Annotated in this window: 31 protein-coding genes; 18 read left to right on the top strand and 13 right to left on the bottom strand. The window is 62.1% G+C overall.

Annotation, left to right across the window (positions count from 1 at the left end):
* Positions 1–7: 7 nt before the first annotated feature.
* From ACP146_RS15210 to ACP146_RS15200, 3 genes are read right to left on the bottom strand one after another with little or no spacing between them, the layout of a single operon-like run.
* Positions 8–469, bottom strand: a complete 462-nt coding sequence (locus ACP146_RS15210; RefSeq protein WP_422367599.1) for a hypothetical protein — start codon at positions 467–469, stop codon at positions 8–10.
* Positions 469–807, bottom strand: coding sequence for a rod-binding protein (locus ACP146_RS15205; protein WP_422367598.1), 339 nt, complete (start codon positions 805–807; stop codon positions 469–471). Before ACP146_RS15205 ends, ACP146_RS15210 begins: the two co-directional genes overlap by 1 nt.
* 2 nt (positions 808–809) lie before the next feature.
* A complete protein-coding gene (locus tag ACP146_RS15200; protein ID WP_422367597.1) occupies positions 810–1,988 on the bottom strand; it encodes a flagellar basal body P-ring protein FlgI in 1,179 nt (392 codons plus the stop codon).
* Positions 1,989–2,245: 257 nt separating this feature from the next.
* On the opposite strand from ACP146_RS15200, the gene ACP146_RS15195 reads away from it, so the two are divergent.
* On the top strand, positions 2,246–2,659 hold the full coding sequence (locus ACP146_RS15195; RefSeq protein WP_422367596.1) for a flagellar assembly protein FliX: 414 nt from the start codon (positions 2,246–2,248) through the stop codon (positions 2,657–2,659).
* Positions 2,660–2,810: 151 nt separating this feature from the next.
* The gene (gene dksA, locus ACP146_RS15190) at positions 2,811–3,227 is read left to right on the top strand and encodes an RNA polymerase-binding protein DksA (protein WP_422367595.1); all 417 of its coding nucleotides are present in this window, start codon (positions 2,811–2,813) and stop codon (positions 3,225–3,227) included.
* Between the two features lie 94 nt (positions 3,228–3,321).
* Here dksA and flgH read toward each other — a convergent pair whose 3' ends face one another.
* From flgH to flgF, 4 genes are read right to left on the bottom strand one after another with little or no spacing between them, the layout of a single operon-like run.
* Complete coding sequence (gene flgH, locus ACP146_RS15185; RefSeq protein WP_422367594.1) at positions 3,322–4,095, bottom strand: flagellar basal body L-ring protein FlgH; 774 nt, start codon at positions 4,093–4,095, stop codon at positions 3,322–3,324.
* Positions 4,096–4,118: 23 nt separating this feature from the next.
* Positions 4,119–5,111 carry a flagellar basal body P-ring formation chaperone FlgA gene (flgA, locus tag ACP146_RS15180; protein WP_422367593.1) on the bottom strand — a complete coding sequence of 331 codons (993 nt, stop codon included), beginning with the start codon at positions 5,109–5,111 and terminating at the stop codon, positions 4,119–4,121.
* Between the two features lie 14 nt (positions 5,112–5,125).
* Positions 5,126–5,911 carry a flagellar basal-body rod protein FlgG gene (gene flgG / locus ACP146_RS15175; protein ID WP_422367592.1) on the bottom strand — a complete coding sequence of 262 codons (786 nt, stop codon included), beginning with the start codon at positions 5,909–5,911 and terminating at the stop codon, positions 5,126–5,128.
* A gap of 32 nt (positions 5,912–5,943) precedes the next feature.
* The gene (flgF, locus tag ACP146_RS15170) at positions 5,944–6,687 is read right to left on the bottom strand and encodes a flagellar basal-body rod protein FlgF (RefSeq protein WP_422367591.1); all 744 of its coding nucleotides are present in this window, start codon (positions 6,685–6,687) and stop codon (positions 5,944–5,946) included.
* A 280-nt stretch (positions 6,688–6,967) separates the two neighbouring features.
* On the opposite strand from flgF, the gene ACP146_RS15165 reads away from it, so the two are divergent.
* The 9 genes from ACP146_RS15165 to ACP146_RS15125 all read left to right on the top strand — a co-directional run bounded on the left by ACP146_RS15165 (position 6,968) and on the right by ACP146_RS15125 (position 16,090).
* The gene (locus tag ACP146_RS15165) at positions 6,968–7,483 is read left to right on the top strand and encodes a flagellar basal body-associated FliL family protein (RefSeq protein WP_422367590.1); all 516 of its coding nucleotides are present in this window, start codon (positions 6,968–6,970) and stop codon (positions 7,481–7,483) included.
* A gap of 54 nt (positions 7,484–7,537) precedes the next feature.
* On the top strand, positions 7,538–8,632 hold the full coding sequence (fliM, locus tag ACP146_RS15160; RefSeq protein WP_422367589.1) for a flagellar motor switch protein FliM: 1,095 nt from the start codon (positions 7,538–7,540) through the stop codon (positions 8,630–8,632).
* Positions 8,632–9,183: a DUF6468 domain-containing protein gene (locus ACP146_RS15155; RefSeq protein ID WP_422367588.1), complete on the top strand. Its 552-nt coding sequence runs from the start codon at positions 8,632–8,634 to the stop codon at positions 9,181–9,183. Before fliM ends, ACP146_RS15155 begins: the two co-directional genes overlap by 1 nt.
* 39 nt (positions 9,184–9,222) lie before the next feature.
* Positions 9,223–9,861, top strand: a complete 639-nt coding sequence (locus ACP146_RS15150; RefSeq protein WP_422367587.1) for a MotE family protein — start codon at positions 9,223–9,225, stop codon at positions 9,859–9,861.
* Between the two features lie 114 nt (positions 9,862–9,975).
* Entirely contained in the window at positions 9,976–10,365 is a 390-nt protein-coding gene (locus tag ACP146_RS15145) for a response regulator (RefSeq protein WP_422367586.1), read from the top strand.
* A 42-nt stretch (positions 10,366–10,407) separates the two neighbouring features.
* The gene (locus tag ACP146_RS15140; protein WP_422367585.1) at positions 10,408–11,070 is read left to right on the top strand and encodes a protein phosphatase CheZ; all 663 of its coding nucleotides are present in this window, start codon (positions 10,408–10,410) and stop codon (positions 11,068–11,070) included.
* A 7-nt stretch (positions 11,071–11,077) separates the two neighbouring features.
* On the top strand, positions 11,078–11,767 hold the full coding sequence (locus tag ACP146_RS15135) for a hypothetical protein (protein ID WP_422367584.1): 690 nt from the start codon (positions 11,078–11,080) through the stop codon (positions 11,765–11,767).
* A gap of 22 nt (positions 11,768–11,789) precedes the next feature.
* Positions 11,790–12,527 carry an OmpA/MotB family protein gene (locus ACP146_RS15130; protein WP_422367583.1) on the top strand — a complete coding sequence of 246 codons (738 nt, stop codon included), beginning with the start codon at positions 11,790–11,792 and terminating at the stop codon, positions 12,525–12,527.
* Positions 12,527–16,090 carry a hypothetical protein gene (locus ACP146_RS15125; RefSeq protein ID WP_422367582.1) on the top strand — a complete coding sequence of 1,188 codons (3,564 nt, stop codon included), beginning with the start codon at positions 12,527–12,529 and terminating at the stop codon, positions 16,088–16,090. The genes ACP146_RS15130 and ACP146_RS15125 overlap by 1 nt, the downstream gene beginning before the upstream one ends.
* Positions 16,091–16,121: 31 nt before the next feature.
* Here ACP146_RS15125 and ACP146_RS15120 read toward each other — a convergent pair whose 3' ends face one another.
* The 6 genes from ACP146_RS15120 to csrA form a co-directional block, all read right to left on the bottom strand.
* Positions 16,122–16,547 carry a hypothetical protein gene (locus ACP146_RS15120; RefSeq protein WP_422367581.1) on the bottom strand — a complete coding sequence of 142 codons (426 nt, stop codon included), beginning with the start codon at positions 16,545–16,547 and terminating at the stop codon, positions 16,122–16,124.
* Between the two features lie 236 nt (positions 16,548–16,783).
* Entirely contained in the window at positions 16,784–17,542 is a 759-nt protein-coding gene (gene fliP, locus ACP146_RS15115) for a flagellar type III secretion system pore protein FliP (RefSeq protein ID WP_422367580.1), read from the bottom strand.
* Positions 17,539–17,910 carry a hypothetical protein gene (locus tag ACP146_RS15110; RefSeq protein ID WP_422367579.1) on the bottom strand — a complete coding sequence of 124 codons (372 nt, stop codon included), beginning with the start codon at positions 17,908–17,910 and terminating at the stop codon, positions 17,539–17,541. The genes fliP and ACP146_RS15110 overlap by 4 nt, the downstream gene beginning before the upstream one ends.
* Before the next feature lie 23 nt (positions 17,911–17,933).
* Entirely contained in the window at positions 17,934–18,275 is a 342-nt protein-coding gene (locus tag ACP146_RS15105; RefSeq protein ID WP_422367578.1) for a hypothetical protein, read from the bottom strand.
* Positions 18,272–18,748, bottom strand: coding sequence for an EscU/YscU/HrcU family type III secretion system export apparatus switch protein (locus ACP146_RS15100; protein ID WP_422367577.1), 477 nt, complete (start codon positions 18,746–18,748; stop codon positions 18,272–18,274). The genes ACP146_RS15105 and ACP146_RS15100 overlap by 4 nt, the downstream gene beginning before the upstream one ends.
* Positions 18,749–18,921: 173 nt before the next feature.
* The gene (csrA, locus tag ACP146_RS15095; protein WP_422367576.1) at positions 18,922–19,203 is read right to left on the bottom strand and encodes a carbon storage regulator CsrA; all 282 of its coding nucleotides are present in this window, start codon (positions 19,201–19,203) and stop codon (positions 18,922–18,924) included.
* A gap of 189 nt (positions 19,204–19,392) precedes the next feature.
* On the opposite strand from csrA, the gene flgB reads away from it, so the two are divergent.
* The 7 genes from flgB to ACP146_RS15060 all read left to right on the top strand — a co-directional run bounded on the left by flgB (position 19,393) and on the right by ACP146_RS15060 (position 25,356).
* Entirely contained in the window at positions 19,393–19,773 is a 381-nt protein-coding gene (gene flgB / locus ACP146_RS15090; RefSeq protein WP_422367575.1) for a flagellar basal body rod protein FlgB, read from the top strand.
* A gap of 40 nt (positions 19,774–19,813) precedes the next feature.
* Entirely contained in the window at positions 19,814–20,221 is a 408-nt protein-coding gene (flgC, locus tag ACP146_RS15085; protein ID WP_422367574.1) for a flagellar basal body rod protein FlgC, read from the top strand.
* An 89-nt stretch (positions 20,222–20,310) separates the two neighbouring features.
* Positions 20,311–20,619 carry a flagellar hook-basal body complex protein FliE gene (gene fliE / locus ACP146_RS15080; protein WP_422367573.1) on the top strand — a complete coding sequence of 103 codons (309 nt, stop codon included), beginning with the start codon at positions 20,311–20,313 and terminating at the stop codon, positions 20,617–20,619.
* Positions 20,620–20,672: 53 nt separating this feature from the next.
* The gene (gene fliQ / locus ACP146_RS15075; protein ID WP_422367572.1) at positions 20,673–20,939 is read left to right on the top strand and encodes a flagellar biosynthesis protein FliQ; all 267 of its coding nucleotides are present in this window, start codon (positions 20,673–20,675) and stop codon (positions 20,937–20,939) included.
* A gap of 6 nt (positions 20,940–20,945) precedes the next feature.
* The gene (gene fliR / locus ACP146_RS15070) at positions 20,946–21,710 is read left to right on the top strand and encodes a flagellar biosynthetic protein FliR (RefSeq protein ID WP_422367571.1); all 765 of its coding nucleotides are present in this window, start codon (positions 20,946–20,948) and stop codon (positions 21,708–21,710) included.
* Positions 21,711–21,722: 12 nt separating this feature from the next.
* Positions 21,723–22,808 carry a flagellar biosynthesis protein FlhB gene (flhB, locus tag ACP146_RS15065; protein ID WP_422367570.1) on the top strand — a complete coding sequence of 362 codons (1,086 nt, stop codon included), beginning with the start codon at positions 21,723–21,725 and terminating at the stop codon, positions 22,806–22,808.
* Positions 22,809–22,977: 169 nt separating this feature from the next.
* On the top strand, positions 22,978–25,356 hold the full coding sequence (locus ACP146_RS15060) for a PAS domain S-box protein (RefSeq protein WP_422367569.1): 2,379 nt from the start codon (positions 22,978–22,980) through the stop codon (positions 25,354–25,356).
* Positions 25,357–25,564 lie beyond the last annotated feature (208 nt).

Genomic DNA, 25,564 nt, shown 5'->3' with positions numbered 1-25,564 from the left:
AGCCGGCTTAAAGCTGCTGGTCGATCTGTAGAGACACCGGTGGCTGATTGCCCGACTGGCTGATGCCGCCATTCTTGGAATAGCCACCGTTTTCGCTCTGTTGACCCTGAACAGCATTTACGATCGCCGTGGCGATCCGCTGGTTGGCGCTGCGGGCGGCATTGATCGCGATTTCGTTTTCGCTCATCACCTCGTGCATGCGCTCCATAACGTCGGTCAGTTCCTCGCGCAGGCGGGGGTCGATGAGTTCGGCGAAAGCCGGGTTGCTGCGCAGGCTCGATGTCTGTTTCTCGTAGCTCTGCACCAAGGAAAGCTTGTGATCCTGAAGCTCGCCGAAGTCGCGCACCCGCATGGCGCGCAGCAGTTCGACCTCGCGGCTCATCACCGCGGTCAGGTCCTCAACCAGTTGAATGATCTGGCGCAACTCCGCCGTCGACGGCGGGGCCTGATCAACTGTTTGCTCGGTCATCACTGCATCTCCTGCATTCTCAGAATTTCGCGTTGAACCGTCTCAGCGATCCCGACACCGCCGGCGCGCGCGATGGCTTTTCCGTACTCCTGAACCATCAGTGAACGGTAGATTTCCTCACCGGAGCCGCCGCCGAACATGCCTTCCGTCTTCAATCCTTCGAAAACCGGGCCAAGCATCTCGGCGATGAACAGGGCCTCGAAGTCTTCGCTGGTTTTCCTGGCAGCCTGTTCGGCCGCTGCGGCGTCCATCTGCCGTCTATCGGCAAGCGGCAATGCGCGTTGCGTGCCGGCCGGCTGCAGGTTGGTGAAGGGGACGTAGGTCGCAGCGTCGATCATGGTTACAGCACCTCGATTTCAGCTTGCAGGGCACCGGCGGCCTTGATCGCCTGGAGGATCGAGATCATGTCCCGCGGGCCGATGCCCAGAGCGTTGAGGCCGTTCACCAGTTCCTGCAGGCTGACCCCGGCGGGCACCACGGCCAGGCGGTTGTCGGCGTCCTCATCGATCTGGATGTCGGTGCGATCGACGACTTCGGTGTCGCCGGTGTTGGAAAAGGCGTTGGGCTGGCTGACCTGCGGCGTTTCCGTAATGCGGATCGTCAGGTTGCCTTGGGCGATGGCAACCGTGGAAATCCGGACGTTCTCGCCCATCACGATGATGCCCGAGGCTTCGTCGATCACCACGCGGGCCTGCTGATCGGCGCGAATGCGGAGCTGTTCGATGTCGGTCATCAAAGCCACGGTATCGCCGTTGTATCTTGCCGGTACCGAGACGCGCACGGTGGCTGGGTCCAGTGACCGGGCCGCCGTCTCGCCGGTAAACCCGTTGATGGCGTCGGCAATGCGCCGCGCCGTGGTCAGGTCCGGATTGCGCAGCGACAGTTTGATCGACCGCATCTGCTCCAGCTCGAAACCCAGCTCACGCTCGATGATGGCGCCGTTGGCGATCCGCCCGGCGGTGGGGACGCCGCGAACAACCGTTTCCCCGTTTCCAGCAGCGCTGAAGCCGGCGACGGCAATACCGCCCTGGGCCACCGCGTAAACCTCTCCGTCGGCGGCCAGCAGAGGGGTCACCAGCAGGGTGCCGCCCAGCAGGCTTTCGGAATCGCCGATGGCCGAGACCTGGATATCGATGCGGGTACCCTGACGGGCAAAAGGAGGCAGATCGGCGGTGACCATCACCGCGGCAACGTTATCGGTGTCGAGGTCGTCGTCACGGGCATTGACGCCCATGCGTTGCAGCATGCCGATCAGGCTCTCCCGGGTGAAGACGGCGCTGCCCAAATCGTCGCCGGTGCCATTAAGGCCGACAACCAGGCCGTAACCGACCAACTGGTTGTCGCGGACACCTTCAAAGTCGGCCACGTCCTTGATCCGGGACTGGGTCTGGGCAATGGCCGTTCCGATACCCAGCGAAAGACAGACCGCAACGCAAAAGAGCTGGATCAGCCGCTGGCTGCCTTTGGTGAGGCGCCGCCGGATCTGGACAGGCTCGGACATGGGCAAGGCAAATTTCATCAGGGTCTTCCAACCAAGAGAGTCTCTACGCTCCCTCTTTATGCGAAAGGCGTGCCAAGTCGGGCCGGCGCAACAAGCTGCGGAAAATCCCTGTTTTCTGCCGTTTCTCCGATTTCTCGCCGTTGCCGGCCGATGCCGGCGAGGCAAAAACCGCCATTGGCCTGTGGGAAATTTCTGCCGGTTTTTCAGATGGTTAACTGCATATTAACCGCCGCAGCGCAGTCTCCGTCCAGGACTAATCGTATGTCGGGCAGATCATGAAGATCGATCGTCTCTCAGGGGCACGTACCTCCTCCAAACGGCGCAGCGGCGAGGCTGCGGCTACGGGAGATGGCGGCTTTGCCAAAGCCCTGGCGGGATCCACACCCCAGGCCCAGGGCAGCGGCGCCGCCGCCCCGTCTCAGACAATCAACGCTCTTCTGGCGATACAGGAGGTCGGGGACGCCACGGAGCGGCCGTCAAAGGGGCGGCAGCGGGCGGAAGACATTCTCGACAAGCTCGAAGAACTGCGCCTTTCGATTGTTTTTGGCAACGTCTCAGTCGCCCGACTAGAGCAGCTCGGTGACTTGCTCAGGCAGCGCGACGAATCGATTGATGATCCTAAACTATCTGAAATCATTAATGAAATAGAGATACGGGCAGCCGTCGAGCTGGCGAAGAGAGGCCGCTGAGCGGCGTCGGGACCCGCAAGCCGAGCTTTCCCGCGGGCTTTGACCCCAAAGGGCGGCGACGCAAGAAGATTTGATGACTTCAGAGGCTTGCCGGGCAAGGCAAAATCCATATACTCCCGGCGCGTTTTGGTACTCATTTACGGGACCGGGAATGACTGTAAAGCTACCGAAGAATTATCGCCCGAAAGAGGGCGAGGTCTTCATGAACCCAAAGATGCGTGAGTATTTTCGTCAGAAACTTCTGCAGTGGAAGGACGAGTTGCAACGCGAATCGGGTGAGACGCTGCAGCACCTGCAGGAGGTATCACTGCATGAACCCGACATCGCCGACCGTGCTTCGCTGGAAACCGACCGTTCCTTGGAACTGCGGACCCGTGATCGCGAGCGCAAGCTGATCTCCAAGATCGATGCCGCGCTGCGGCGGATCGAGGAAGACTCCTACGGATATTGCGAGGAAACCGGCGAGCCGATTTCCCTGCGCCGCCTGGAAGCAAGGCCCATCGCCACGCTTTCCATCGAATCGCAGGAGCGTCACGAGCGCATGGAGCGCACCCACCGCGACGACTAGGTTTTTTTTGCTGCCACTGGCAGCACGCGACTGAAAAGCAAAGGGCCGCGTCGGTGACGCGGCCCTTTGTGATTCCCGCGCGGGGAGAAGCTCATCAGAACGGCCAGATGATATCGAAGACCTGCTGACCGTAACGCGGCTGCTGGACGTCGGAGATCTGACCACGGCCGCCATAGGCGATGCGGGCCTCGGCGATCTGGTCGTAGCCGATGGTGTTCTGCGAGGTGATGTCCTCCGGACGGATGATCCCGGCCACCTGCAGCTCGCGCTTTTCATAGTTCACCCGCACTTCCTGCCGGCCGGCGAGGATCAGATTGCCGTTGGGCAGGACCTGGGTAACGAGGGCCGCGACGCGCAGGTTGATGGATTCGTTGCGATTGACCCCGCCGCTGCCTTCCGAGGTCGAGGTGCTGTCGAGATCGACAAGGTCGGTGGGATCGATGGCTTCCGGCAGCAGCTCGGCAAGACTGGCCTCGTAGCCCAGGAAGGCGCTGGCGGAGGCGTCCTCGGCATTGGTCCGGGTGCGTGTCGTCGTGTTGTTGATGGCCGCGTTGTCCTGGATCTCAATGATCACGGTCAGGATATCGCCGACGTCGCTGGCACGCTGGTCCTTTAAGAAGGCTCGTGATCCCGGACGCCAGAGCGAATTCGGATGGCGTTCGATCTCGACCGGCGCCGGCATCGGCAGAGATGCGGCCTGCTCGCCGACCAGCGGGGCGGGGCTTTCGATGTTGGAGAGCTTGGGGGCCTCACCAACTTCGGACAACCGGGTCAGCATATTGCAGGCGCTGAGCGACAGGCCGAGAACGGCGATGACGAGGCCGCGCTGAAACAGAGCCAGGAACGGCCTATGCTGGGTTCTTGCCATGGATGTCATTGTCTTCAGTCCCCTTAGCTGGCGCCGGCGGCGGTGAGCGGGGTCACCACCACGTTGCCGGCGTCAATGACCACTGCGTTCACGACGCTGTTCGACTTGGTATTCATGACCCGGACCACGTCTCCCTGGGCCCCATCCTCCAAGGCCCGGCCCCGGACCGACAGCTCCATGCGCTGAGTCTGCAGACGGATGGTCACCAGGCTGTTCTTGGCGACGACCACCGGGGTTTCCAGGTCGGAGGTGCGGATTACCTCCTGGGAGCGGATCGGCCGCCGCGGGCTCATGCCGACCAAGGTCTGCTGGTCGCTGACCGTTCCACGGGTCATGCGGTTGGCGGGCATGCTGATCCACTCGATGTCGCTGGAGCGGATCACATCGCCGGGCCGCAGGTTGCGGCTCAGCACCGGTACCTCAATCAACCGCAGCGCCCGGCCGGTTACCGAAACGCGTGCCAGCGGCTCACCCTGTGCGGGCGCGGTTACATGGGCAACGAAGCGCCCGCTGCTGTCATCGAGGGTGAGGCCGGTAACAGCCACACTCGACTCGCTGGACGACGGCACCTGCAACTCGATTCCCGGATTGTCGAGCGCCAGTTGCATCTCTCCATCCAGGCCGCGGTCGCTCAGCGCCAGCCGCAGAGCGGACTCGATTTCTTCGGTTCTGATCTTGCTGCTTGCCCGGCGCACGGAAATCCGGTCATAGCGAGAGCGCGGTTGCCAATCGATGCCATGTGCTCTGGCCACGGCATAGAGCCAGCGGGCGCCGATGTCGACCGTGTCGCCAAGGCGCGGGGCCTGGGCGATGGGCGTGTCGGAAAGTGTCGGTTCCGCGATTCCATCGAAGAGGTCACCGAGCCGAACGATGCGATCGTCGATGACGGCGTTGCTCTTCAGGGTGATCAGGCTTTTCACCATGTCTTCGCCGTCGATGCCCCCGGTGACGCCGCCGCTTGCCGGCGCCGTCATCAAAAGCAGGGTGCAGAGTGCTGCAGAAAGAAGCTTATGCATTACGTCCTCGATCCTTAGCGAAGCTGCGATACGCTGCGCATCATCTCGTCAGAAGACTCGATGACCTTCGAGTTCATCTCGTAGGCGCGCTGTGCGGTGATCAGGTTGGTGATCTCGGAAACCGTGTTGACGTTCGAAGTTTCGAGGGCGCCCTGGATCATGGTGCCGAAGCCGGCGGAACCGGGCGTGGCAACACTGGCCGCACCGGAGGCGTTGGTTTCCAGCAGCAGGTTGTTCCCGATGGCATCGAGGCCGGCCTCATTGGCGAAGTTCGCCAATTCCAACTGGCCCACGAGCTGTGGGGCGACCTGGCCGTCAATGTCGGCGAAAACCTCGCCGCTTTCGTTGATGGTGATGGCCTGGGCATCGGCCGGTACGGTGATGCCCGGCTGCACCACGTAGCCGTCCGCGGTGACGATGTCGCCATCCGGGCTCAGTTGCAGAGATCCGGCCCGGGTGTAGGCGGTCTCGCCGCTCGGCAGTTCGACCATCAGGAGACCGCGGCCGTTGATTGCCAGGTCCAGCGGATTCTCGGTTTGCAGAATATTGCCTTGGCCGGAGAGGCGGTATACCGCCGCGGACTTGACGCCCAGACCAAGTTGAATACCCGTCGGAACAATCGTGCCGGCGTCGGAAGAGGCTGAGCCGACGCGGCGGACGTTCTGATACAGAAGGTCCTGGAATTCCGCTCGCTGGCGTTTGTAGCCCGTGGTGTTCATGTTGGCGATGTTGTTCGAGATAACCTCGACATTCAGCTGCTGGGCCAGCATGCCGGTCGCGCCAATGTTCAATGATCTCATGATCTTGTCCTCGCTTATGCCGTGGCCGGGGCTTAGCCCTTGGCCGGGCTGCCAAGCGCCTGGATGGCGCGGCGTTGGCGTTCGTGTTCCTCGTTGACCATGCGGCCGGTCGAGCTGTAGCTGCGCACCGTGCTGATCATCTTGGTCATCTCGATGATGCCGGAGACGTTGGAGTTCTCGACCATGCCCTGCATGAGTTCGGACCCTTCGGCCGGCAATGCCTCTTGTCCGTCGGCGTCGTAGAGGCCGCCGGGCATCTTGATCAGCGCCTGCTCGTTCTCAAAGCGCACCATGCGGATCTTTCCCGCCGGTCCCTGGTCGGTCGAAACCGAGCCGTCGCGCGTGATGGTCACGTCGGACGAGTTGGGCGGCAGGGCGATGGGGTTACCGCCTTCACCAAGCACTTTGTCGCCGTTGGCCGTGATCAGCTCGCCGGCCCCGTTCAGGTGGAACGACCCGTTGCGCGTGTAGCGCGGGCCCACGGGCGTTTCGATCTCGTAGTAACCGTCACCGGAAATCGCCGTGTCGAGGGGGTTCTCGGTGCTGTTCAGGTTTCCCGCGGTCAGATTCCGGACCAGCGAGATGTCCTGCACGAAGCTCATCTTTTCGCCGGTCTCGGTGGTCTCCAGATACTCGACGAAGAGCATGCTTTCGCCCTTGTAGGCGGTGGTATTGAGGTTCGCCATGTTGTTGGCGATCACATCCATCTCCCGCCTTAGGGCCATTTGGCGCGATAGCGCGATGTAGCTGGCATTCTCCATTTGCTTACCTGACACTCGTTGGGCTGTTTCAATTGGGCAGTGGACGGGCTACTTGCCCGGCCCAGCGATAGAAGCAAGCACCGTGCCAGCCAGAGAATTTATATTTTTCAATGCTTTAAGCCTTTCTCTCTGGACGCGGGCGCCGTTCTAATCCGTCATCGGGAAGAGCTTGCCCGGCAGAACTTGCCGAAACCGGGAAAGCCGCCGGAATCGGTATCTTTCAACCAAGTCTTAACCAACCATCCGTAGGCTCTTGGCAGTCGAAAACTCAAAATAACTGAATAGGTTGACCGAGATGGCCGATCAGGCTGTAGCTTCAGACGATGTCGAGATCGAAGCCACCCCGAAAGCCGGGATGAATGGCAAGAAGCTGGTTCTCTTCATCATTCTGCCGATCCTGTTGTTGGTCGGCGGGCTCGCCGGTGCCTTCATAGCGGGACTGCTGGACCCGCTGCTTGGCAAATCCGAACCGGTGGTCGAGGAGGAGGTTGCGCCTGTCGCCAGTAAGGCCGTGTTCTATGACCTGCCGGAAATGCTGGTCAACCTGAACTCCAGTGGGCGCAAAAACACCTACCTGAAGATCTCCATCAGCCTGGAGCTGGCGCGCGAGGAGGACCGTGCGGAGCTGGCCACGCTGCTGCCCCGGGTGGTCGACAACTTTCAGGTTTATCTCCGCGAACTGAGGATCGAAGACCTGAGAGGTTCGGCCGGTTTGCAGCGGTTGCGCGAGGAACTGCTGATCCGGGTAAACACGGCCGCCCAGCCCATTGAGGTGCGCGACGTGCTCTTCAAAGAGATGCTGGTTCAGTAACTGCCGGATCGATCACGCCGATGCTGTTAGCGAAAAGCAAGGATTTCTGAGTTGATGGCCGACGACGAAGCGATGATGGCCGAGTGGGAGGCCATGGCCGATGAAGACGGCGCCGACGGCGAAAGCGACGGCGACGCCGACGGTGATGGCGGCGGCGCAGCCGCGGCGCCGACCGGCGGCGGCTCGGCGCGGGTCCTCGATCAGAACGAGATCGACAGCCTTCTCGGCGTTGCCGGCGGCGGCGACGACGAGGGCGACGAGTCGGGTATCCAGGCGATCCTCAATTCGGCTCTGGTCTCGTACGAACGCCTGCCGATGCTGGAGGTCGTCTTCGACCGGCTTGTCCGGATGATGTCCACTTCCCTGCGGAATTTCACGTCGGACAACGTCGAAGTCAGCCTGGACAACATCACCTCGGCGCGTTTCGGCGATCACATGAACTCCATTCCGCTGCCGGCGATGCTCTCCGTTTTCAAGGCCGAGGAGTGGGACAACTACGGCCTGATGACCGTCGACAGCGCGCTGATCTATTCCATCGTCGACGTGTTGCTCGGCGGACGCCGCGGCACCGCGGCCATGCGGATCGAGGGGCGGCCCTATACGACCATCGAGCGTAATCTGGTCGAGCGTATGGTCCACGTTGTGCTGGCCGATCTTTCGGCGGCTTTCGACCCATTGTCACCGGTGACCTTCCGTTTCGACCGGCTGGAGACCAATCCGCGCTTTGCCACCATCGCGCGACCGGCCAACGCGGTGATCGTGGTGACCCTGCGGGTCGACATGGAAGACCGCGGCGGCCTGATCGAACTGCTCATCCCCTATGCCACGCTGGAGCCGGTTCGTGAGCTGCTGCTGCAGATGTTCATGGGTGAGAAGTTCGGCCGCGATTCGATCTGGGAAGGGCATCTTACGGCTGAGCTCTGGCAGACCGATGTCAGCATCGATGCGGTGCTCGATCAGGTGGAAATGCCGCTGGGTGAAATCCTCGAATGGGTCGAGGGCAGCAAACTGGAATTGAACTGCAACCCGAACTCCAAGGTGGAGCTGCGTTGCGGTGACGTTTCGATGTTCAAGGGACGCATGGGGCGCCGCAGCGGTCATATTGCCGTCCAGGTGGCCGACAAAGTCGTGCGCGAGGGAGAATCCTGATGACTTGGCTTCAGGACTACGGTCTTGTTTTTGATGTGACGATCTGTGTGCTGCTGGTAACGACCATCGGCTATGCCATGGTGCTGAACCGCAAGCTGACGGATCTGCGGTCGGCGCGCAGCGACATGGAAAAGGTGGTTGCGGATTTCAGTGCTGCTGCCGGCAAGGCGCAGGGCGGCCTGGATGCCTTGAAGGCGCGCAGTGCCGATGCGGGTGACGGCCTGGCCAAGACGGTGGATGACGCCTGCCGACTTGCGGATGAAATGGCCTTTCTGGTGAAGAAAGGCAACGAGATCGCCGACCGCTTGGAGGTCGCTGTTGCGGCTTCGCGCAAGCTTGACCAACAGCAAGGCAAAATGCCCGGTGGGCTGGGTCAGCAGCCGGCGCCGCGCGCACCGATGGACATCTCCAAGATGGAGCGCAAGGTCTCGCAAAGTCAGCATGACGCAGACGCAAAGTCGGCCAAGCCGGTGGGCCTTGCCAAGCTCGCAAAGAGAAAGCTTTCGGGTTCGGACAGCGAGTTGATGCGCACCCTTCAGGCCATGCGATAGTCCCGGCGAGGCAAGCGAGTTTTTGTGATGCGGTTAAGGTTGTTACCTGTTCTTATCCTGGTTGCCGGCCTCGGCATGTCGGCCAAGCTCGCCGGCATATGGCAGACGCTTGGCGGATCGACGCTTGCCTTTGCCGCGGAGACGGCTGAGGAGGCTGGAGATCCGGCGGCTCCGGCGGCAGGGGCCGAGGACCTCCTTGCGAACACCGAGCCACCGATTCCGGAAGGCCAGGTCACCGATCTCTCGTCGGACCTCTTCGACTTGACCGATGAGGAACTGAGTCTGCTGCAGGCCCTCTCGCAGCGACGCGAGGAGTTGGAGCAGCGCGCCCGCGAAGTGGACGAGCGCGAGGTTCTTCTGAAGGCTGCCGAGCAGAGGATCGAGCAGAAGATTCGGGAGTTGGAAGGGCTGCAGGGCTCCATCGAGGCCCTTTTGGTCGAGCACGACGAGCAGACCGAGGCCCAGATGAAGAGCCTGGTTAAGATTTACGAGAGCATGAAGCCCAAGCAGGCCGCCCGCATCTTCGAGGAGCTGGACATGGAGGTCCTGCTCGAGGTGATCGAGCGCATGAAAGAGCGGAAGTCAGCGCCGATCCTGGCTCAAATGAACCCGCAGCGCGCGAAAACGGTGACCCTTGAACTGGCACAGCGCCGAGAACTTCCCCTGCCACGCGAATAGGCCGCTTTATAGGCTTTTCCGGCGCTTTTTACTGACTATTAACGTCGATTGACTAGCTTTTGCCATCGACAGATACGCGCGATCTCAGCGCCAGATTTTATACGGGAGTGAGTGATGTCGACAGTCGACATGGGAATGCCGATCCTGATCGTGGATGATTACAAGACCATGCTGAGGATCATTCGGAACCTGCTGAAACAGCTGGGCTTCAACAACGTCGACGAGGCGACCGACGGTAGTGCTGCTTTGCAGAAGCTGCGCGACAAGGAATACCACCTGGTCATCTCTGACTGGAACATGGAGCCGATGAGCGGCATGCAGCTTCTGACCGAGGTGCGCGCCGACACCAAGCTGAAGGAACTGCCCTTCATCATGATCACGGCGGAGAGCAAGACCGAGAACGTGATCGCCGCGAAGGAAGCCGGTGTGAGCAACTACATCGTCAAGCCGTTCAACGCTGCCACGCTGAAAACCAAGCTTTCCGCAGTACTCGGTAATTTTTAAGCTCTTCTATCAGTACCCCTTATCAGTGCAAGGAGCCGCATTATGGCTGTCGCGGCGGTCAAAGAGAAAATAGCTTCGCAACTGCAGGACCTGCAGAAGGCTGATGGCTCCATTGACCCTGAGGAGATTGTCGCGATCGTGGAATCGATTGTCGACAGCATCGAAGGAGATATGTCGGCGGATGGCCTAAAGGTCTATGCCGATATAGAGGCGCTGGCCCTCTATATCAACACGGCGCGTGCTGAGATCGCAGACCTGCGCCCCGACGACATCAACGATGAGCATCTGCCGGCGGCTACCGATGAACTGACAGCGATCGTCGGTGCCACGGAACAGGCGACGAATACGATTTTCGAAGCCGTGGAGACCATCGAAGCGCTTACGGAAAAGATGCCTGACGAGGTGGCCGACCAGATTTCCCAGGCCGTGACCTCTATTTTTGAGGCCTGCGGTTTCCAGGACATCACCGGTCAGCGGATCACCAAGGTGGTCACCGCCTTGCAGAAGGTGGAAGAGAAAGTCGAGGCGCTGCTGAATGCTTTCGGCGACGACATCAAGCGTTCCGACCGTCCGAAGAAAGAGCCGGAAAAGCGAACCACCACCCCCAGCGGTGCCCCCGCGCGTCCCGACGAGGACCTCCTGAACGGACCGCAAATGCCGGACGAGGCGATCAGCCAGGACGATATCGACGCGCTCTTCGGGTAGCGCCGCCATGGCGGGTGTGCAGCACCAACCCGGCCCGCGGCAAAGCAACAGCCACATTATGGCGCTGTTGAGCTTGAAGGTGCTGCTGCTTGCCTTTTTCATTCTGCTGAACGCGCTTTCCAGCTTCGAGGTCGAGCGCAGTACGGCTGTCATCGACAGCGTGCGTGAGGCATTCCGCGGCGTTGTTCCAGCCCAGGAAAGCATGTCTGCAGCCGAAGCGGCGCTTGACGTCATGGAAGGTTCTGAGGACGTCGTCGAGGCCTTGGGGCGCCTCTTCGACAACAGCCTGCCGCTTGTCGAGAGCGAAGATGCGGCGAACAGCCGCTTTCTGCAGATCGATATTCCGACTAGCGACTTTTTTTCCGGCGATAGCGCGGTGATTACCGGGCAGGCACTCGACACGCTCGGCGCGATCGCGGCGGTTCTGACCGATTCGCGCTTCGCCAACCAAGACTACCGTGTCGACCTGCTTTATGGGCTCGAAGGCCCGGACAGTGGCATCGAAGGCCGGCTTCCGGCCATGCGGCGGGCTGCGGCGCTGGTGACCGCCCTGGAGGCCGAAGCGCTGCCCCCGGCACGCCTGTCGGCCGGCTTCATGCCGTCGTTCCCGGGTTCTGTGCGTATTCATTTCACCTTTCCTCCGGCCACCGCTGAAGCGCCGGGTGACTCTGCCGAAGGGCGCCAGACCGATGGCTAGGAACGGCACTCCCAGCCTGCATATGGCTGACACTACGCCCGGCCTGCCATTGGGGGTGCCGGTCTATAAGGGCCGGCCCGATGATGGGGGGCAGGCCTGGTTGCTGACCTTCACCGACCTGACGGCGCTGCTGCTCACGTTCTTCGTTCTGCTCTATTCGATGTCGACCATCAACGATGACGATTGGCAGAACCTGGTCGAGGCGCTGTCGCCCAAGTTGACAAGCGTCCAGGAGGTGACCGTTGCCCTGCCGACGCTGGATCAGGATGCGGAGGCGGTCGTGCGCATCCCCGGCACCGACCTGACCTATCTTTCCAAACTGTTGCGGGACTTGGTGATCGAAGACCCGATCCTGACCAGGGCCGAGATCACGCGTGAAGACGAGCGTATCGTTTTGTCGCTGCCCGGAGATCTTCTCTTTGCTTCCGGTTCCATCGTGCTGAATGAGAAAGCCAAGGCTGCGATTTTCTCTCTCGGGGGAACGCTCCGGAACCTTCGCAACGTAGTCGAGGTGGCCGGCTTTGCCGATCCGGCGCCGCCGCGCACCCGCTTTGCCAACAACTGGGAGCTGTCGCTGGCCCGGGCGGCGGCCTTGTCCGGCGAGCTGGCCAATTCCGGTTACCGCGGCGAGATTCTGGTCCGCGGTTACGGTCATGCGCGCTATCAGGCGCCAGCGCTGGCCGAGGACCGGGAGGCGAGCATGGCTGCGGCGCGGCGGGTCGATATCATTATTCACGCCCACGCAGGGGAGCGGCGGTAATGTGCGGCCGTCTTCTCTTTTTGTCCTTTCTGATCTTGAGCTGGGCCTTGCCGCTGCAGGCGGCGGAAACGGTATCGCTGCGCGGTGGATTGCATCCCGACTACGGCCGTATCGTTTTCGATTGGCCGCGTGAAGTCGCCTACGAAGCGGCAATGGAGGGAAACAGTCTCACCATCAACTTCGATGAAGAGGCCTCCTTCGCCGGCGAAGTGATTGAAAGCGGTTTGCGCGGCTATGCATCGGCGCCACAGCTTTCCGAAGACGGCCGCAGCCTCAGTTTCGTTCTCAACGGCGAATTCGATCTCAATCACTTTCGGAGCGGGCCCAAGGTGGTTCTCGATCTCCGGGTTCGGGAAGCGCAGCCGGCAGCGGCGAAGGCGGAAGCGCCGCAAGCGGAGAAGCCGCAAAGTGCAGTGGCGCAAAGTGTAGTGGCGCAAACACCGCCCTCTGCGGCAGCCGACCCGGCGACTGTCAGGGTTCGCGGCGGACGCCACGCCGAATACTCCCGCCTGGTTTTCGATTGGCCGACGACGGTCGGCAGCCGGCTTGAGGAAAGCCCCGGCAAGGCAAGGATCGTTTTCGACCGTCCGGCACGTTTTGATCTTTCCGCCGTGCGTCCCCAGGGATTGCCGCAGATTGCTTCGGTGAGTGCCGAGCCGGACGGATTGAGCCTCAGCCTGCCCCAGTCGTCTGAACTGCGGGTCACGCGCAGCGGCTCCAAGGTGATCCTGGATGTCCTGGCCGGGGCCGAAGCAACGGCGAAGAAGCCGGCGCCACAGCAAGCAGCGGCAACACCGCAGCAGCCGGAAGCGCTGAAGCCCAACTCGGAAACTGCCGCCACAGCCGCGCAGCCGGACCCGGTCGAGACCGGCATTTCTGCGCAAGAGCCAAAGGCAAAGGAGGATACCGCCTCCGCTGCGGCACCGACGCCCCTGGTGCCGGAAATCATGGGCGGCAAGGCGGAGCGGCAACCTCAGCAACCCGCGCCCCTTGCCGGTGACAATACGGAAGGCGAGAAAGCGGCGGCCAAGGAAGCGGTGCTGCCCAGCGGCCAGGCTGGGCCGGTTGCCGCACCGGAGCCCGCGACGGCAAAGGGTGAAGCGACAACCTTCCAAGGCGCGCAGGCGCAGGGCGCCCTGGACTTTCCGGATTCGGCCCGCGGTCTGCTGCAGATCGAGCTTGAACCCGTCATTACCTTCGAAAGTTCGACCGCCCAGGGACCGACCGCCGATCGTTTCGTACCGGTGATCCTGACCTTCGAATGGGCCGGACCGACCGCCGCCGCTGCCTTTCGGCGGGGAGAGAACCTCTGGCTCACCTTCGATCGACCGCCGCCGAGGGACCTGATTAAGAGCATTGCAGCCGCTGCGCCGCATCTGGGCAGCGTCCGCTTGGTGCCTGCCGGCAGTGCGACGGTCATGGTCGTCAACGCGATACCGACAGTTGCGCCGCGCCTGACCCGGGACGAGAGCCGCTGGATCGTCGATCTCAGGCCGCGCAGCGCCCTGCCGCTGCGGGCGCTGGCCGATCCGGTTATCGAGTCTGAGGGCTATCAAAGAGTGCGCTTCCCCTTGTCCGGCGCCCGCGACCTTGTCTGGGTAACCGACCCCGATGCCGGCGACCGCCTGGTCATCGTGCCGACCCGGGGCGCGGGAATGGGTATGACCCTGCCGCATGCCTACCCGCAGTTCCGCAGCCTGCAGAGTCAGCAGGGCGTGGTCCTGCAACCTCTTGCCTCCAGTCTTCAGGTTGCGGTCATACGCAACGGTGTCCTGGTGCGAGACGCCAACGGTCTGCTTGTCTCCAAGGCGGAGCAACGCCAGGCGTCGCGGCGCCTGGGCGGAGAAGATCCCAGCGAGCCGCGCCTGTTCGACCTTGAGGCCTGGCGCCGAGGCAGCGCTGATGACTATCAGGATCAGCGCCGGGATCTGATGGCCGCGATGGTGGGAAGCAGTCCGGAGGAACTCGGGGTCGAGCGGGTGGAACTGGCGCGCTTCTACTTTGCCCATGGCTTCGACAGCGAGGCGCTGGGCTCGCTCAGGGTCATTGAAGAAGAGCATCCGCGCCTGGCCCTGGACCCGGAACTGCGTCTTATGCAGGCCGCCAGCCAGGTCCTGATACAGGATTTTCGCGCCGCTGCCGGTGGGCTCGCCCATGCTTCCCTGGCCGCGGAGCGCGAAGCGATGCTTTGGCAGGCAGCCCTCGCAGCCCAGGCAGAAGACTGGCTGGCGGCCGCCAACGGCTTCGCCGCGACGGATGATCTGATAGACGCCTATCCGCGGCGGGTGCGGTTGCGGCTGCGGCTGGCGGCAGCGGAGGCCTTTCTGAAGTCAAACAACGACTCGGCTGCAACCCTTCAGCTCGGCGCGCTGCGGCGGGAAAACCTGAACTCCTTGGAGGATGCCCAGGCCAAGGTCATTCAAGGGGCATTGCAGTTTGCCCGCGGCAACAAGGAGGAGGCGCGCCGCCTTTGGGAATCGGCCCGCGACAGCCGCCATCCCCCCTCTCAGGCCCGGGCCCGTCTCGCGCTGACGGAGCTGGGCCGCGAGGACGGTTCACTGTCGTCGGATGAGGCGATCGCCGAATTGGAGCGGCTGCGCTTTGCCTGGCGCGGCGACCAGTTCGAGTTCACCCTGCTGCGCCGACTGGCGGACCGCTATGTCGAACAGAACAGACATCGCGAAGCGCTTTACGTTCTGCGGCAGGCGGTGACAAGTTTCCCCGACAGCGCGGGCGCCCAGGATTCGGCGCAGAAGATGCGGGATGTCTTTGCGGAGATCTATCGCGGTGTCGGCGATCCTGACGTTCCGCCGCTGCGGGCGCTGGCGCTCTATCAGGAATTCAAGGAACTGACGCCGGCCGGGGCCGAGGGCGACCGTCTCATCACCGGTCTGGCGGACCGCTTGGTTGAGGTGGATCTGCTGGACCGTGCGGCCGAGTTGCTGGAGGGGCAGGTGCGCTATCGCCTGGAAGGGGAAGAAAAGGCGCGGATCGGGGCGCGTCTGGCGCTGATCCACCTGCTGGACTACAACCCGGAAGCCAGCCTTTCGGCACTCGACGTCAGTGAGGCGAAGACCGACGACGTCGAGCTGACGGCACAGCGCCGGCAGTTGCGGGCACGGGCCTTTTCCGACCTCAACCGGGCGGAAGACGGTCTGAAAATGCTGGAAGGCGACGACAGCCTGGATGCCGAAACCCTGCGGGCCGACATTCATTGGCGCCTGCGCCAATGGCCGCAGGCCGTGGCGTCTCTTTCCAAGCTGATTCCGCTGTTGCCGCCGCGCCGCGAGATGATGCTGTCGGAGAGCCAACTGGTGGTGAATCTGGCGGTTGCGCTGATGCTGTCGAACCAGACCGTCGAACTGGAGGATCTTGACCGCCGCTATGGCGCCGCCATGGCGAAGGGACCGCACAGCGACACCTTCAATCTTCTGGTCGGGGACGGCGAAAAACGTGCGATCTCGTCAATTGCCGAGGAACTCAGCAAGGTGGCCGAAGCCCAGGACTTCATGGCCAACTATCGCGAACGCCTCAAGGACGGCGAGCTCAGCCAGCTGAACTGAGCCAGGTGAACTGACGCGGAATCCGCTGCGGTTACTCGCCGTCCAGGCTCCGGAACCCGTCCTCGCTCCACACTACTGCTTTGAAACACTGTCGCAGATTGGTGCCGCCGCAGGCGCTGCCGTGAACGGCGAGCAGTAGGATTGCCTGACCGTTCCACTGCACGACTTTCCATCCCTTCGCCAGAAACTCGGTCGGCTTTCCCCCGGCGATGATGGTGAGCATGCAGCCGCCGGTTCCGCAGAAGAGGGAGGCCGCGGACGAGCAGGAGAAGTGGTGTGCATCAATGATCTTCTCGGCTTTGCCGTCGCCCGTCAGGTCGACAAGAGAGACCGCCCGGTCGGTCATCGCGAAGACACCGTTTTCGAACGACCGGCAGTCCTGTTGCGCCTTGTCGATGACCGCATCCGCGGGCTCCGCCGCCGAGGCCGGAAGAGCAAGGGACAGGGTCGCGGTCATAAAGAGAACAGTCCAGGACTTGAACACGGCGAGGCTCCGTACCCGTGATTCCCGGCCAACGGCTGGGGTCTGGTTCGCTGAACAGCGTAAAGCTTTGCGCCTTCCCGTCCAGGGCCAAGTTTCGGTTGTCCCACCTGTCAAGCCACGGGAATCGTTAGAATTTGCGCGATTCTCACTTTCGCGCTTTGGTTTCAAGCGAAGGCCCCGGCCATCGCTAGCCCTACGACGGGTGGACCCTATCCGCCGTAGCTCTGGACCAGACTGCCGGCGACCATGTACCAGCCGTCGACCAGCACGAAGAAGATCAGCTTGAAGGGCAGGGAGATCATGATCGGCGGCAGCATCATCATGCCCATGGACATGAGGATCGAGGCCACGACCATGTCGATGATCAGGAACGGCAGGAACAGCAGGAAGCCGATCTCGAAGGCCCGCCGCAGTTCGCTGATCATGAAGGCGGGAATGAGCGCCCGCATCGGCGTCTCCTCCGGGTTTTCCACGGCCTCTGTTTCAGTCAGGTCGAGAAACAGCCTGAGATCGGATTCGCGAACATGGCTCAGCATGAAATCGCGCACCGGGGCCTGGGCCCGGTCCAGGGCCTCGAATTCGTCGATGTCCTCGGCGATCAGCGGCTCCAGGGCTTCGTCGTAGACGGCCTCCAGGGTCGGCATCATCACGAAGGCGGTGAGGAAGAGCGCAAGGCTGACGATCACCGAATTCGGCGGTGTCTGCTGAAGACCCATGGCCGTACGCAGGAACGACAGCACCACCACGATGCGGGTGAAGGAGGTCATCATCACCAGGATCGAAGGCGCCAGGGACAGCACGGTAATGAGGGCGATCAACTGAATGATCCGCCCGGTGGTTGTGCCGGCGGTCTCGGCGCCGAGATCGAAGGTCAGCGCCTGTGCCCAGGCGGTGTCAGGGGCGACCAGCAGCAGGGCTGCCGGTAAGGCCGCCAGGCAGAAGGCCAGGGGAAGGGGGCGTCTGCTCATGAAGGGGCTCCCCGCAGTTTGGCCATCATCCGGTTGGCAAAAGTCGTGGGTTCGCCATCATTCTGGACCATGGTTGCGGCCTCGACTGCCGGCCGCGGTGCGGCAGGGATGTCGCTTTCGATAAGCAGATCGCTGCTGCTGCCCAGCAGGACCAGGTGTTCCCGGTCGTCGCGGCGCAGCAGGACCAGTTTGCGTTTGGCATCCAGCGGCCGCACTTCGATGAGGTCGAGCCGCCGACCCGCCGTGGTTTTGGCCACGGCCAGCCGGTCGCCAAGACCGGACCGGCGCACCAGCGCGGCCAGAATCGCGATCAGGATCAGGACGAAGCCCAGAGCCAGAAAGAAGCGAAGATACTCTGCGAGATCCATCGAAGCGCCCCCGGTTGCTCTGTCTAGGGCTTGTTGGGCTTTTGCGAGGCGTAGGCGGAAAGCGCCCGCCTGCGTTCGCCGGCGGCGCCCAGCAGTTGCGCCAACTCGCCCAAGCCGGCCCGCAGGTTCTCACCCAGATAGTTGATCTCTTCCAGGAGCCCCATGAGACGCGGATGCAACTGACGCTTTTCGCCGCCGGGCAGGGCGTCGATGGAACTGCAAAGCCAGCGCACATCCTGCTCTATGGGCGTCAGATCAACGATGGTTCCGCTGGCCAGTGTCTGGCGCGCGGCGCGCAGGCGGCTGGCCAGGGCGCCCATCTCCGCTTCGATGGTGCCGCGCAGGCTGTTGTCTTGCGCCGTCATGGTCTTTTCTCCTCGTCAATCCTGGTCGTGAATTCGTCCGTACTGGCAGTGTCTCCGGCCGCGGTGCGTGCTGGACCATCCGCCACACCGGCGTCGGTCTGGTAGAGGTAGCGTAGAATCTCAGCTACGCCGGCCAGAGCGGCCAGGGGGATTTCGCTTTCGACCTCGACGACGGAAAGGATCTCCGCCAGGTCACGGTCTTTGCGCACCTTGATGCCGCGCTCAAAGGCGATCTGCAGAATCTGTTCCGCAACGGCGCCGCGTCCCGAGGCGGTGATCCTGGGACCACCCGGGTTTCGCGCCTCAGGTGATCCGCTTTTGTCGGTGCTATCGGTGCCGGCGATTCGCTCGAGAGATTCGGCGTTCACATTTTCCAGGGCAATGGCCAGGCTGGCCGCCGCGCGCCCGCCGGCGGGCGCACCGGACCCCTTGTCCTGAGGGACTGTCTGCGCTGGAGTGTCTTTCCTGGTCACACCGGGTTCCGTCGGGCTGCAGATTCACTCGGCCGACCGCTGTGCCTTTCCGGCGACAGCAGGACGGGTCAACGAAGTGACCTCCGTTGGTTTCCCGATGGTGACCCATCATGCTTAATGAATGGTTAGAGTTGCCCCGGGCAGGACCAAAAAAAGCAAAGATCTAGAATGCGTTAGGAGCCGGTCTCGGTCTTGGGAGGGGCGGCCGGCGCGGGCGGAGACGCAGGGGCGCTTCCGGCATCGCGAATCGCATCGGCCAGAGCCTCGTCGCCGACAGCAGCGGCGGCCCGGTTTTCTTCCTGTATGCGTTCGAAAATCTCACGCCGCAGAACCGTGGCATCGCTTGGAAAGGTAAACCCAAGCTTTATCGATTTCCCGCGGATATCCACCACGGTGACCTCGATATCATCATTGATGATCACGGACTCGCCGATCTTACGCGTCAAATAAAGCATCGACCTCTTCGGCTCCCCGGCCCCCCGACCATGGTTAATAGATACAATTTAGCCCGTTTTACGGATTCTTAACAAGGCAGGCTTGATCATAGAGCCTACAGACCTGTGGAACCGGGGGTTTCCAGGGGTCCTGAGACTTGTCGATGCTTGATCAGGAACGTCATGGACGGGAAACCGGGAATCTTCAATTTGCTTGCCAAACGGATGGATTGGCTTGGCCAACGCCAGAAGGTTCTGGCGCAGAACATCGCCAATGCCGATACCCCGGACTTCGTTCCGCATGATCTGAAACCTCAGCAATTCCGCCGCATGGTGGAGCGCCAGGCGATGCCTCTGATGGGGCCGGAGACGACACAACCCGGGCATATCCAGACGTCCTCCAGCCGGGGTGTCGATCTTCGCAGTGCCGAACAGAAGAACGGTTACGAGATGGCGCCTTCCGGAAATGCCGTGATCATCGAGGAACAGCTGGTCAAGGTCGCGCAGACGCAGAACGATTACAACGCCATCACCAACCTTTATCGCAAGCAGGTTGCGATGATGAAGATGGCGCTGCGTGGGCGTCAGTAGCGGCCCGTCGGTCGCGCAAGAGCAGGAGACTTGATCACCTATGGATCTTGAAAAGTCACTGAATATCTCGGCCGCCGGCATGCGTTCCCAGGGGACGCGTCTGCGGGTGATTGCCGAGAACATTGCGAATGCCAATTCGACCGCCCAGACCCCCGGCGGCGAACCCTATCGCCGCAAGCTGGTCACCTTCGAAAACGTGCTCGACCACGCAAACGGCGTTGAAACCGTCCGGGTCGATTCCATCGTCGCCGACCGCGGCGCCTTCGGCCGGCGCTATGAGCCCGGCCATCCGGCCGCCGACGAGAACGGTTACGTGCTGACCCCGAATGTGAATTCACTGATGGAAATGTCGGATATGCGTGAGGCGCAGCGTAGCTACGAGGCCAACCTTAAGGTCATCGAGTCCTCGCGTTCCATGCTGCAGAAGACCATCGATATCCTGCGCTAGCCGCGCAGCCCCTTTTACATCGCCAGGATGGCGGTGTTGATCGCCAGGACGGCTCCCAGAGGCATCGTTGAAGCCTCAAGGAGTGTGCAATGATTACCAATCCCAGCGGCGCCGTTCAGGCCTATGATAAAATGCTGCGTGAGGGCGGGTCGCCCGGTCTGGCAGCCCGCGACCAGGGCGGCGCCGATTTCTCGACCATGCTGCGCAACGCCGCCGAGCGCGCCGCCGACACCATGCTGGAAGGTGAGAGCCAGACCCTGAAGGCTGCCGCCGGTACGGCCGATATGACCGAAGTAGTGATGGCGGTGTCCAACGCGGAGATGACCCTGCAGACGGTGGTAACGCTGCGCGACAGGGTCGTGCAGGCCTACCAGGAAATCCTGCGCATGCCGATCTAGAGGCGCGCAATGACGGGGGTTGGACGTTTTTTTGAGAGTTGGGAGCAGATCTCTTGAACGGCACGGAAGCCATTGAGATCGGCCGCGAGACGATCTATGTGATGCTCAAGGTCGGTGCTCCCGTTATGCTGATGGCGCTGGCCGTCGGCTTGGCGATCGCCCTTTTCCAGGCGCTGACCTCGATCCAGGAAATGACTCTGACCTTTGTTCCCAAGATCATCGTCATTTTCGTCGGGGTGATGATGCTGTTGCCGTTCATGCTGACCAGCCTGACGTCTTTCTCACAGACGCTTTTCGACCGCATGATCGCCCTCGGGTAGCGGGTCATGCTTGCCGAGCTGCTTCCCGCTCAGATTTTCGCCCTGCTGCTGATTTTCGTACGCATGGGCACGGCCCTCATGCTGATGCCGGGTTTCGGCGAAAGCTACATCTCCTCGCGTGTCCGCTTGCTGCTCGCCCTCATGGTTTCCCTGGTGATCCACCCGGCGGTTGCGCCCTCCCTGCCGGCTCTGCCGGCCAGCCCGATGGCTCTGATACTGCTGATCTTTGGCGAGGCCTTCATCGGGCTTTTCCTGGGTTCTCTGGCGCGCATCCTGATGTCTGCGCTTTCCATCGGCGGCATGATGATCGCCACGGTGACCGGCCTGGCCAACGCCCTGACCAGCGATCCGACGGCCGCGCAGCAGGGCTCTATCGCCGGCTCTTTCCTCTCGACCCTGGCGCTTCTGATCATTCTGGTGCTCGATCTGCACCACCTGCTTTTGCGCGGCGTGATCGACAGCTATCAGCTTTTCGTGCCCGGGCAGCCCCTGTTGACGGGGGATCTGTCGCAGATGATCACCCGGGTGGTGGCCAAGGCCTTTCTGCTCGGTTTCCAGATTGCTTCGCCCTTCATTGCGATCGGTCTGATCTTCAACCTCGGGCTCGGCCTGCTGGCGCGGCTGATGCCGCAGATGCAGGTCTTCTTTATTGCCATTCCGCTGCAGATCCTGATCGGCCTCGCGGTTTTGATGATTGCACTGCCGGCCATCATGGGCTGGTTCATCTCGGGCTTTCAGGACGTCATGCTGCCCTTCGTCGGTCCTCTGTGAGGAGCCTGGACGATGGCGGGTGAAGACGACGACTCACAAAAAACAGAAGAACCGACATCAAAGCGCCTCTCGGATGCGCGCGAGAAGGGGCAGGTCGCCCGCTCTCAGGAAGTCTCCCACTGGTTCATGATCCTGGCACTGGCCATTCTCGTCGGTATCTTTTCCGAATCCCTGATGTCCGACTTCGGCGGGCTGATGGTGCCTTTCGTCGAGCAGCCGCATCTGCTTTCGCTGGACAACGGTATGCTCCAGCAGATGCTGATCGGGACGGCGGTGGATATTCTCAAAGTCTCCGCCATTCCCCTGGCGATCATTCTGCTGGCCGGTCTGCTTGCCGGCACCATCCAGAACGGCATCATCGTCACTAACGAACAGATCAAGCCGAAGCTCTCCAATATCGGGTTCAAGCGCGGCTTCAAGAAGATGTTTTCGAGCCGGGCCCTGGCCGACTTTGCGAAGGGTCTGTTGAAACTGGCGATCGTGGCCACCGTCGTCGCCGTCATAATCTGGCCGGACCGCTACATGGTTCTCGACATGCCCAGCATGAGCGTCGAGGCGGTGCTGGCTTTGGTCCGCTGGGAAGCGGTGAAGGTCATCATCGGGGTTCTCTCGGTGATGAGCATCATCACCCTGATCGACATTCTCTATCAGCGCTACCAGCACCACAAAGAGCTGCGCATGACCAAGCAGCAGATCAAGGACGAGAACAAGCAGACCGAAGGCGATCCGATGATCAAGGGCCGCCTGCGCCAGATCCGCGCGGAGCGGGCCCGCAAGCGGATGATGGCGGCGGTGCCCGAAGCCGACGTCGTGATCACCAACCCGACCCACTATGCCGTCGCCCTGAAATACGATCAGGCCACCATGGCGGCGCCGAAGCTGCTGGCCAAGGGTGTCGACAACATCGCCTTCCGGATTCGTGAAATCGCGGAGGAGTACGACATCACCGTGGTGGAGAACCCGCCGGTTGCCCGGGCACTCCATGCCGCTGTGGAGATCGATCAGGAAATACCGCCGGAGCACTACAAGGCGGTGGCGGAGATCATCAGCTTCGTGATGAACCTGCGACGCAACATGCCGGGCCGCAAACGGCGCTAGGGTACCGACCCCAGTTCGCCTGAAATCCCAGCTCTGTTGTCAATCTCCTTGCTTTGGTTAATCTTGGTTAACCATTCGACGTTAGGATCGCCCGGATGATCCAAGGATACCTGTCTATGCCCGCCCCGGCCGCTTCGGGCCGTCGTTGCCCGCCTTGGGAGCCTCGCTAGTGCTGGAACTGCTGTGCTTTGCCCTGGGGGGGCTCGCAGGGGCGCTGGCGGGTGCCGCCGCGGCCCGCTACTGGTTTCAGCGCCACAGCCTCTGCCGGGCGGTCTTTGCCGCGGTCCCGAAGCCCTGGCAGGTGGTCTCCGGAAAGGGCCGCATCCTGCTCGCCAACCCGGCCCTGGAGGCTTTCTTCGCCGGTGATGCACGGTCGATCCCCGAGATGTTGGCGGAACAGGTTCAGGGAGATGTGGAGGCTTCCGGACAGCTCCGCCAACTCGCCGAGCAGGCTCGCGAGGGAGTTGCCGGTTCGGTTGAGATCCGCGTGCCTTCGGGCAGCGCCATCGCCACCGCTGGCGGCCGTGCGCCGGCTGAGGGATATGACTGGCGCTTTGTTGCCGCCTATCCCCTGGCCGATCATCCCGGCTGTGTCTATTGGGTGGTCGACGACATTACTCCGCGCCGCCAGATGGAGCAGATCATGCGCGAGGAGCAGGAGCGCTTCGTCGATCTGTTGGAGAACGCGCCCGTCGGCTTTTACTCCTGCGACGCGGAAGGACGCTTTCTCTTTGCCAACCATACGCTCTGCGAGTGGCTCGGGCTGGCCCAGAACGATCTCGAGCAGGGCCGGACCAGACTGCATGACGTTGTGCAGGATGCCCTGCCCGAGGGGACCTGCGCTTTCGACCCCTTCGGCGATCAGGAAAGGTCTCAGGGCGAGGTGCGCTTGAAGGGCGCCAAGGGTGAGGGTTTTCGGGCGTCGATCCGCCAGGACGTCGTCCTGGATGAGATTGGCGCGGTGGCGCGCACCCGCTCCGTGGTTCGTGACCTATCCCGCGAGGCCGCTATGGCAACGGCCTTGGAGGAGTCGGAACAGCGTTTCGAACAGCTCTTTGCCAAGGCGCCGGCGGGCATTCTGCTGATCGACCCGAAGGGGATGGTTCAGGAGTGTAACGAGGCATTCAGCCGGCTGATCGGCAAGCCCGCGCAAGAGGTTCGCGCGGTTTCGGTCTTCGACCTTTTGTCGCAAGACGATGTCGCGCCGCTGCGTCAGGTTCTGCAGCCCGGTGACAGCGGCGTCGAGGCCGGCCCCGCCGCCCCGCTTGAAGCCAAACTGGCGGGCGGGGAGGGGCAGGTCTGCACGCTCTACGTCAATCGCACCCAGGGGGCGGACGGATCCCTTGCCGGCTTTGTGGTGCATTTCATCGACAGTACCGAGCAGAAGAACCTGGAGCAGCAATTCGCCCAGTCCCAGAAGATGCAGGCGGTGGGCCAACTGGCGGGCGGCATTGCCCATGACTTCAACAACCTGCTGACCGCGATGATCGGCTTTTCCGACCTGCTGCTGCTGCGCCACCGGCCCGGCGACCAGTCTTTTGCGGATATCATGCAGGTCAAGCAGAACGCCAACCGGGCCGCCAACCTGGTGCGCCAGCTCCTGGCCTTCTCGCGACAGCAGACACTGCAGCCGCGCCTGCTCAACATCACCGATATTCTGGCCGAACTTTCACATCTTCTGCGCCGCCTGATCGGTGAGAACATCGAGCTGAAGATGAATCACGGCCGCGATCTGGGCATGATCAAAGCCGATCAGGGCCAACTGGAGCAGGTGATCATCAACCTGGCCGTGAACGCCCGCGACGCAATGCAGGGCGGTGGCGTGCTGACCATCCGCACCGCCAGTGTGCAGGTGGAAAAGGAACGCAAGTCCAAGGACGAGACGATGCCGCCGGGCAGCTACGCCTTGATCGAGGTGGAAGACAACGGCAGTGGCATCCCCGCGGACATTCTGGACCGGATCTTCGATCCCTTCTTTTCCACCAAAGAGGTGGGGGCGGGCACCGGGCTGGGGCTTTCGACGGTCTATGGCATCGTCAAGCAGACCGGCGGCTATGTTTTCGTTGAGAGCAACCTGGATCACGGCACGGTGTTTTCCATCTTTCTGCCGCAGGCGGCCGAAGAGGACGTGGTCGAGAGCATCGCCGATGCCGAGGCCCAGGACCGGCGTGACCTCACCGGCGCCGGCACGCTGATGCTGGTCGAGGACGAGGACGCAGTCCGCGCCTTCAGCGCCCGGGCGCTGCGCAACAAGGGCTACAATGTCCTGGAAGCGAACTCCGGCGAGACGGCGTTGGAGATGCTCAACGGCGAGCAGGAGCCGATCGACCTGCTGGTCACCGACGTGGTGATGCCGCGCCTGGACGGGCCCAGCCTGGTGAAAGAGGTGCGCGCGCAGCGTCCGGATCTGAAGGTGATCTTCATATCAGGCTATGCCGAAGACAGCTTCCGCAAGCGTCTGGACGAGGACGCCGGCATTCACTTCCTGCCCAAACCCTTCAGCCTCAAGCAGCTCGCCGGCAAGGTGAAGGAAGTTCTCGGCGAATAGTGCCCGCGCGAAAGCGCTGGCTGGGGACGCACCGAGCGCTTTGCCTTCGTCGCTAAGGCGCCTGTTCCAGGGCGATACCGATATCTAGAAATTTAGGCATATTTGTCCTAAGATTTTCGGAATGTTCTCATTTTGATCCTGTTTCCGCTTGGCAAAAAAGAACAAAGTTGGTACACAATGGCGCATTGCAGTTGCCCGAACCCTATGT

This window comes from Pelagibius sp. (assembly GCF_965249265.1).
In the GTDB taxonomy this organism is placed as follows: domain Bacteria; phylum Pseudomonadota; class Alphaproteobacteria; order Kiloniellales; family Kiloniellaceae; genus Pelagibius.
Note: the sequence above shows the minus strand (reverse complement) of the source record. Positions and strands in the feature narration are given on the sequence as shown.

Excerpts from the sequence above, each read along its gene's own strand:
- fliE (WP_422367573.1), top strand. The coding sequence starts at position 20,311 with ATGATTACCAATCCCAGCGGCGCCGTTCAGGCCTATGATAAAATGCTG.
- ACP146_RS15205 (WP_422367598.1), bottom strand. The coding sequence starts at position 807 with ATGATCGACGCTGCGACCTACGTCCCCTTCACCAACCTGCAGCCGGCC.
- flgG (WP_422367592.1), bottom strand. The coding sequence starts at position 5,911 with ATGAGATCATTGAACATTGGCGCGACCGGCATGCTGGCCCAGCAGCTG.
- ACP146_RS15120 (WP_422367581.1), bottom strand. The coding sequence starts at position 16,547 with ATGACCGCGACCCTGTCCCTTGCTCTTCCGGCCTCGGCGGCGGAGCCC.
- flgA (WP_422367593.1), bottom strand. The coding sequence starts at position 5,111 with ATGCATAAGCTTCTTTCTGCAGCACTCTGCACCCTGCTTTTGATGACG.
- ACP146_RS15165 (WP_422367590.1), top strand. The coding sequence starts at position 6,968 with ATGGCCGATCAGGCTGTAGCTTCAGACGATGTCGAGATCGAAGCCACC.
- ACP146_RS15105 (WP_422367578.1), bottom strand. The coding sequence starts at position 18,275 with ATGACGGCGCAAGACAACAGCCTGCGCGGCACCATCGAAGCGGAGATG.
- ACP146_RS15125 (WP_422367582.1), top strand. The coding sequence starts at position 12,527 with ATGTGCGGCCGTCTTCTCTTTTTGTCCTTTCTGATCTTGAGCTGGGCC.
- ACP146_RS15200 (WP_422367597.1), bottom strand. The coding sequence starts at position 1,988 with ATGAAATTTGCCTTGCCCATGTCCGAGCCTGTCCAGATCCGGCGGCGC.
- fliM (WP_422367589.1), top strand. The coding sequence starts at position 7,538 with ATGGCCGACGACGAAGCGATGATGGCCGAGTGGGAGGCCATGGCCGAT.
- fliP (WP_422367580.1), bottom strand. The coding sequence starts at position 17,542 with ATGAGCAGACGCCCCCTTCCCCTGGCCTTCTGCCTGGCGGCCTTACCG.
- ACP146_RS15135 (WP_422367584.1), top strand. The coding sequence starts at position 11,078 with ATGGCGGGTGTGCAGCACCAACCCGGCCCGCGGCAAAGCAACAGCCAC.
- fliR (WP_422367571.1), top strand. The coding sequence starts at position 20,946 with ATGCTTGCCGAGCTGCTTCCCGCTCAGATTTTCGCCCTGCTGCTGATT.
- ACP146_RS15140 (WP_422367585.1), top strand. The coding sequence starts at position 10,408 with ATGGCTGTCGCGGCGGTCAAAGAGAAAATAGCTTCGCAACTGCAGGAC.
- flgC (WP_422367574.1), top strand. The coding sequence starts at position 19,814 with ATGGATCTTGAAAAGTCACTGAATATCTCGGCCGCCGGCATGCGTTCC.
- ACP146_RS15110 (WP_422367579.1), bottom strand. The coding sequence starts at position 17,910 with ATGGATCTCGCAGAGTATCTTCGCTTCTTTCTGGCTCTGGGCTTCGTC.
- ACP146_RS15145 (WP_422367586.1), top strand. The coding sequence starts at position 9,976 with ATGTCGACAGTCGACATGGGAATGCCGATCCTGATCGTGGATGATTAC.
- csrA (WP_422367576.1), bottom strand. The coding sequence starts at position 19,203 with ATGCTTTATTTGACGCGTAAGATCGGCGAGTCCGTGATCATCAATGAT.
- ACP146_RS15195 (WP_422367596.1), top strand. The coding sequence starts at position 2,246 with ATGAAGATCGATCGTCTCTCAGGGGCACGTACCTCCTCCAAACGGCGC.
- ACP146_RS15130 (WP_422367583.1), top strand. The coding sequence starts at position 11,790 with ATGGCTGACACTACGCCCGGCCTGCCATTGGGGGTGCCGGTCTATAAG.
- ACP146_RS15210 (WP_422367599.1), bottom strand. The coding sequence starts at position 469 with ATGACCGAGCAAACAGTTGATCAGGCCCCGCCGTCGACGGCGGAGTTG.
- flhB (WP_422367570.1), top strand. The coding sequence starts at position 21,723 with ATGGCGGGTGAAGACGACGACTCACAAAAAACAGAAGAACCGACATCA.
- flgH (WP_422367594.1), bottom strand. The coding sequence starts at position 4,095 with ATGGCAAGAACCCAGCATAGGCCGTTCCTGGCTCTGTTTCAGCGCGGC.
- dksA (WP_422367595.1), top strand. The coding sequence starts at position 2,811 with ATGACTGTAAAGCTACCGAAGAATTATCGCCCGAAAGAGGGCGAGGTC.
- ACP146_RS15155 (WP_422367588.1), top strand. The coding sequence starts at position 8,632 with ATGACTTGGCTTCAGGACTACGGTCTTGTTTTTGATGTGACGATCTGT.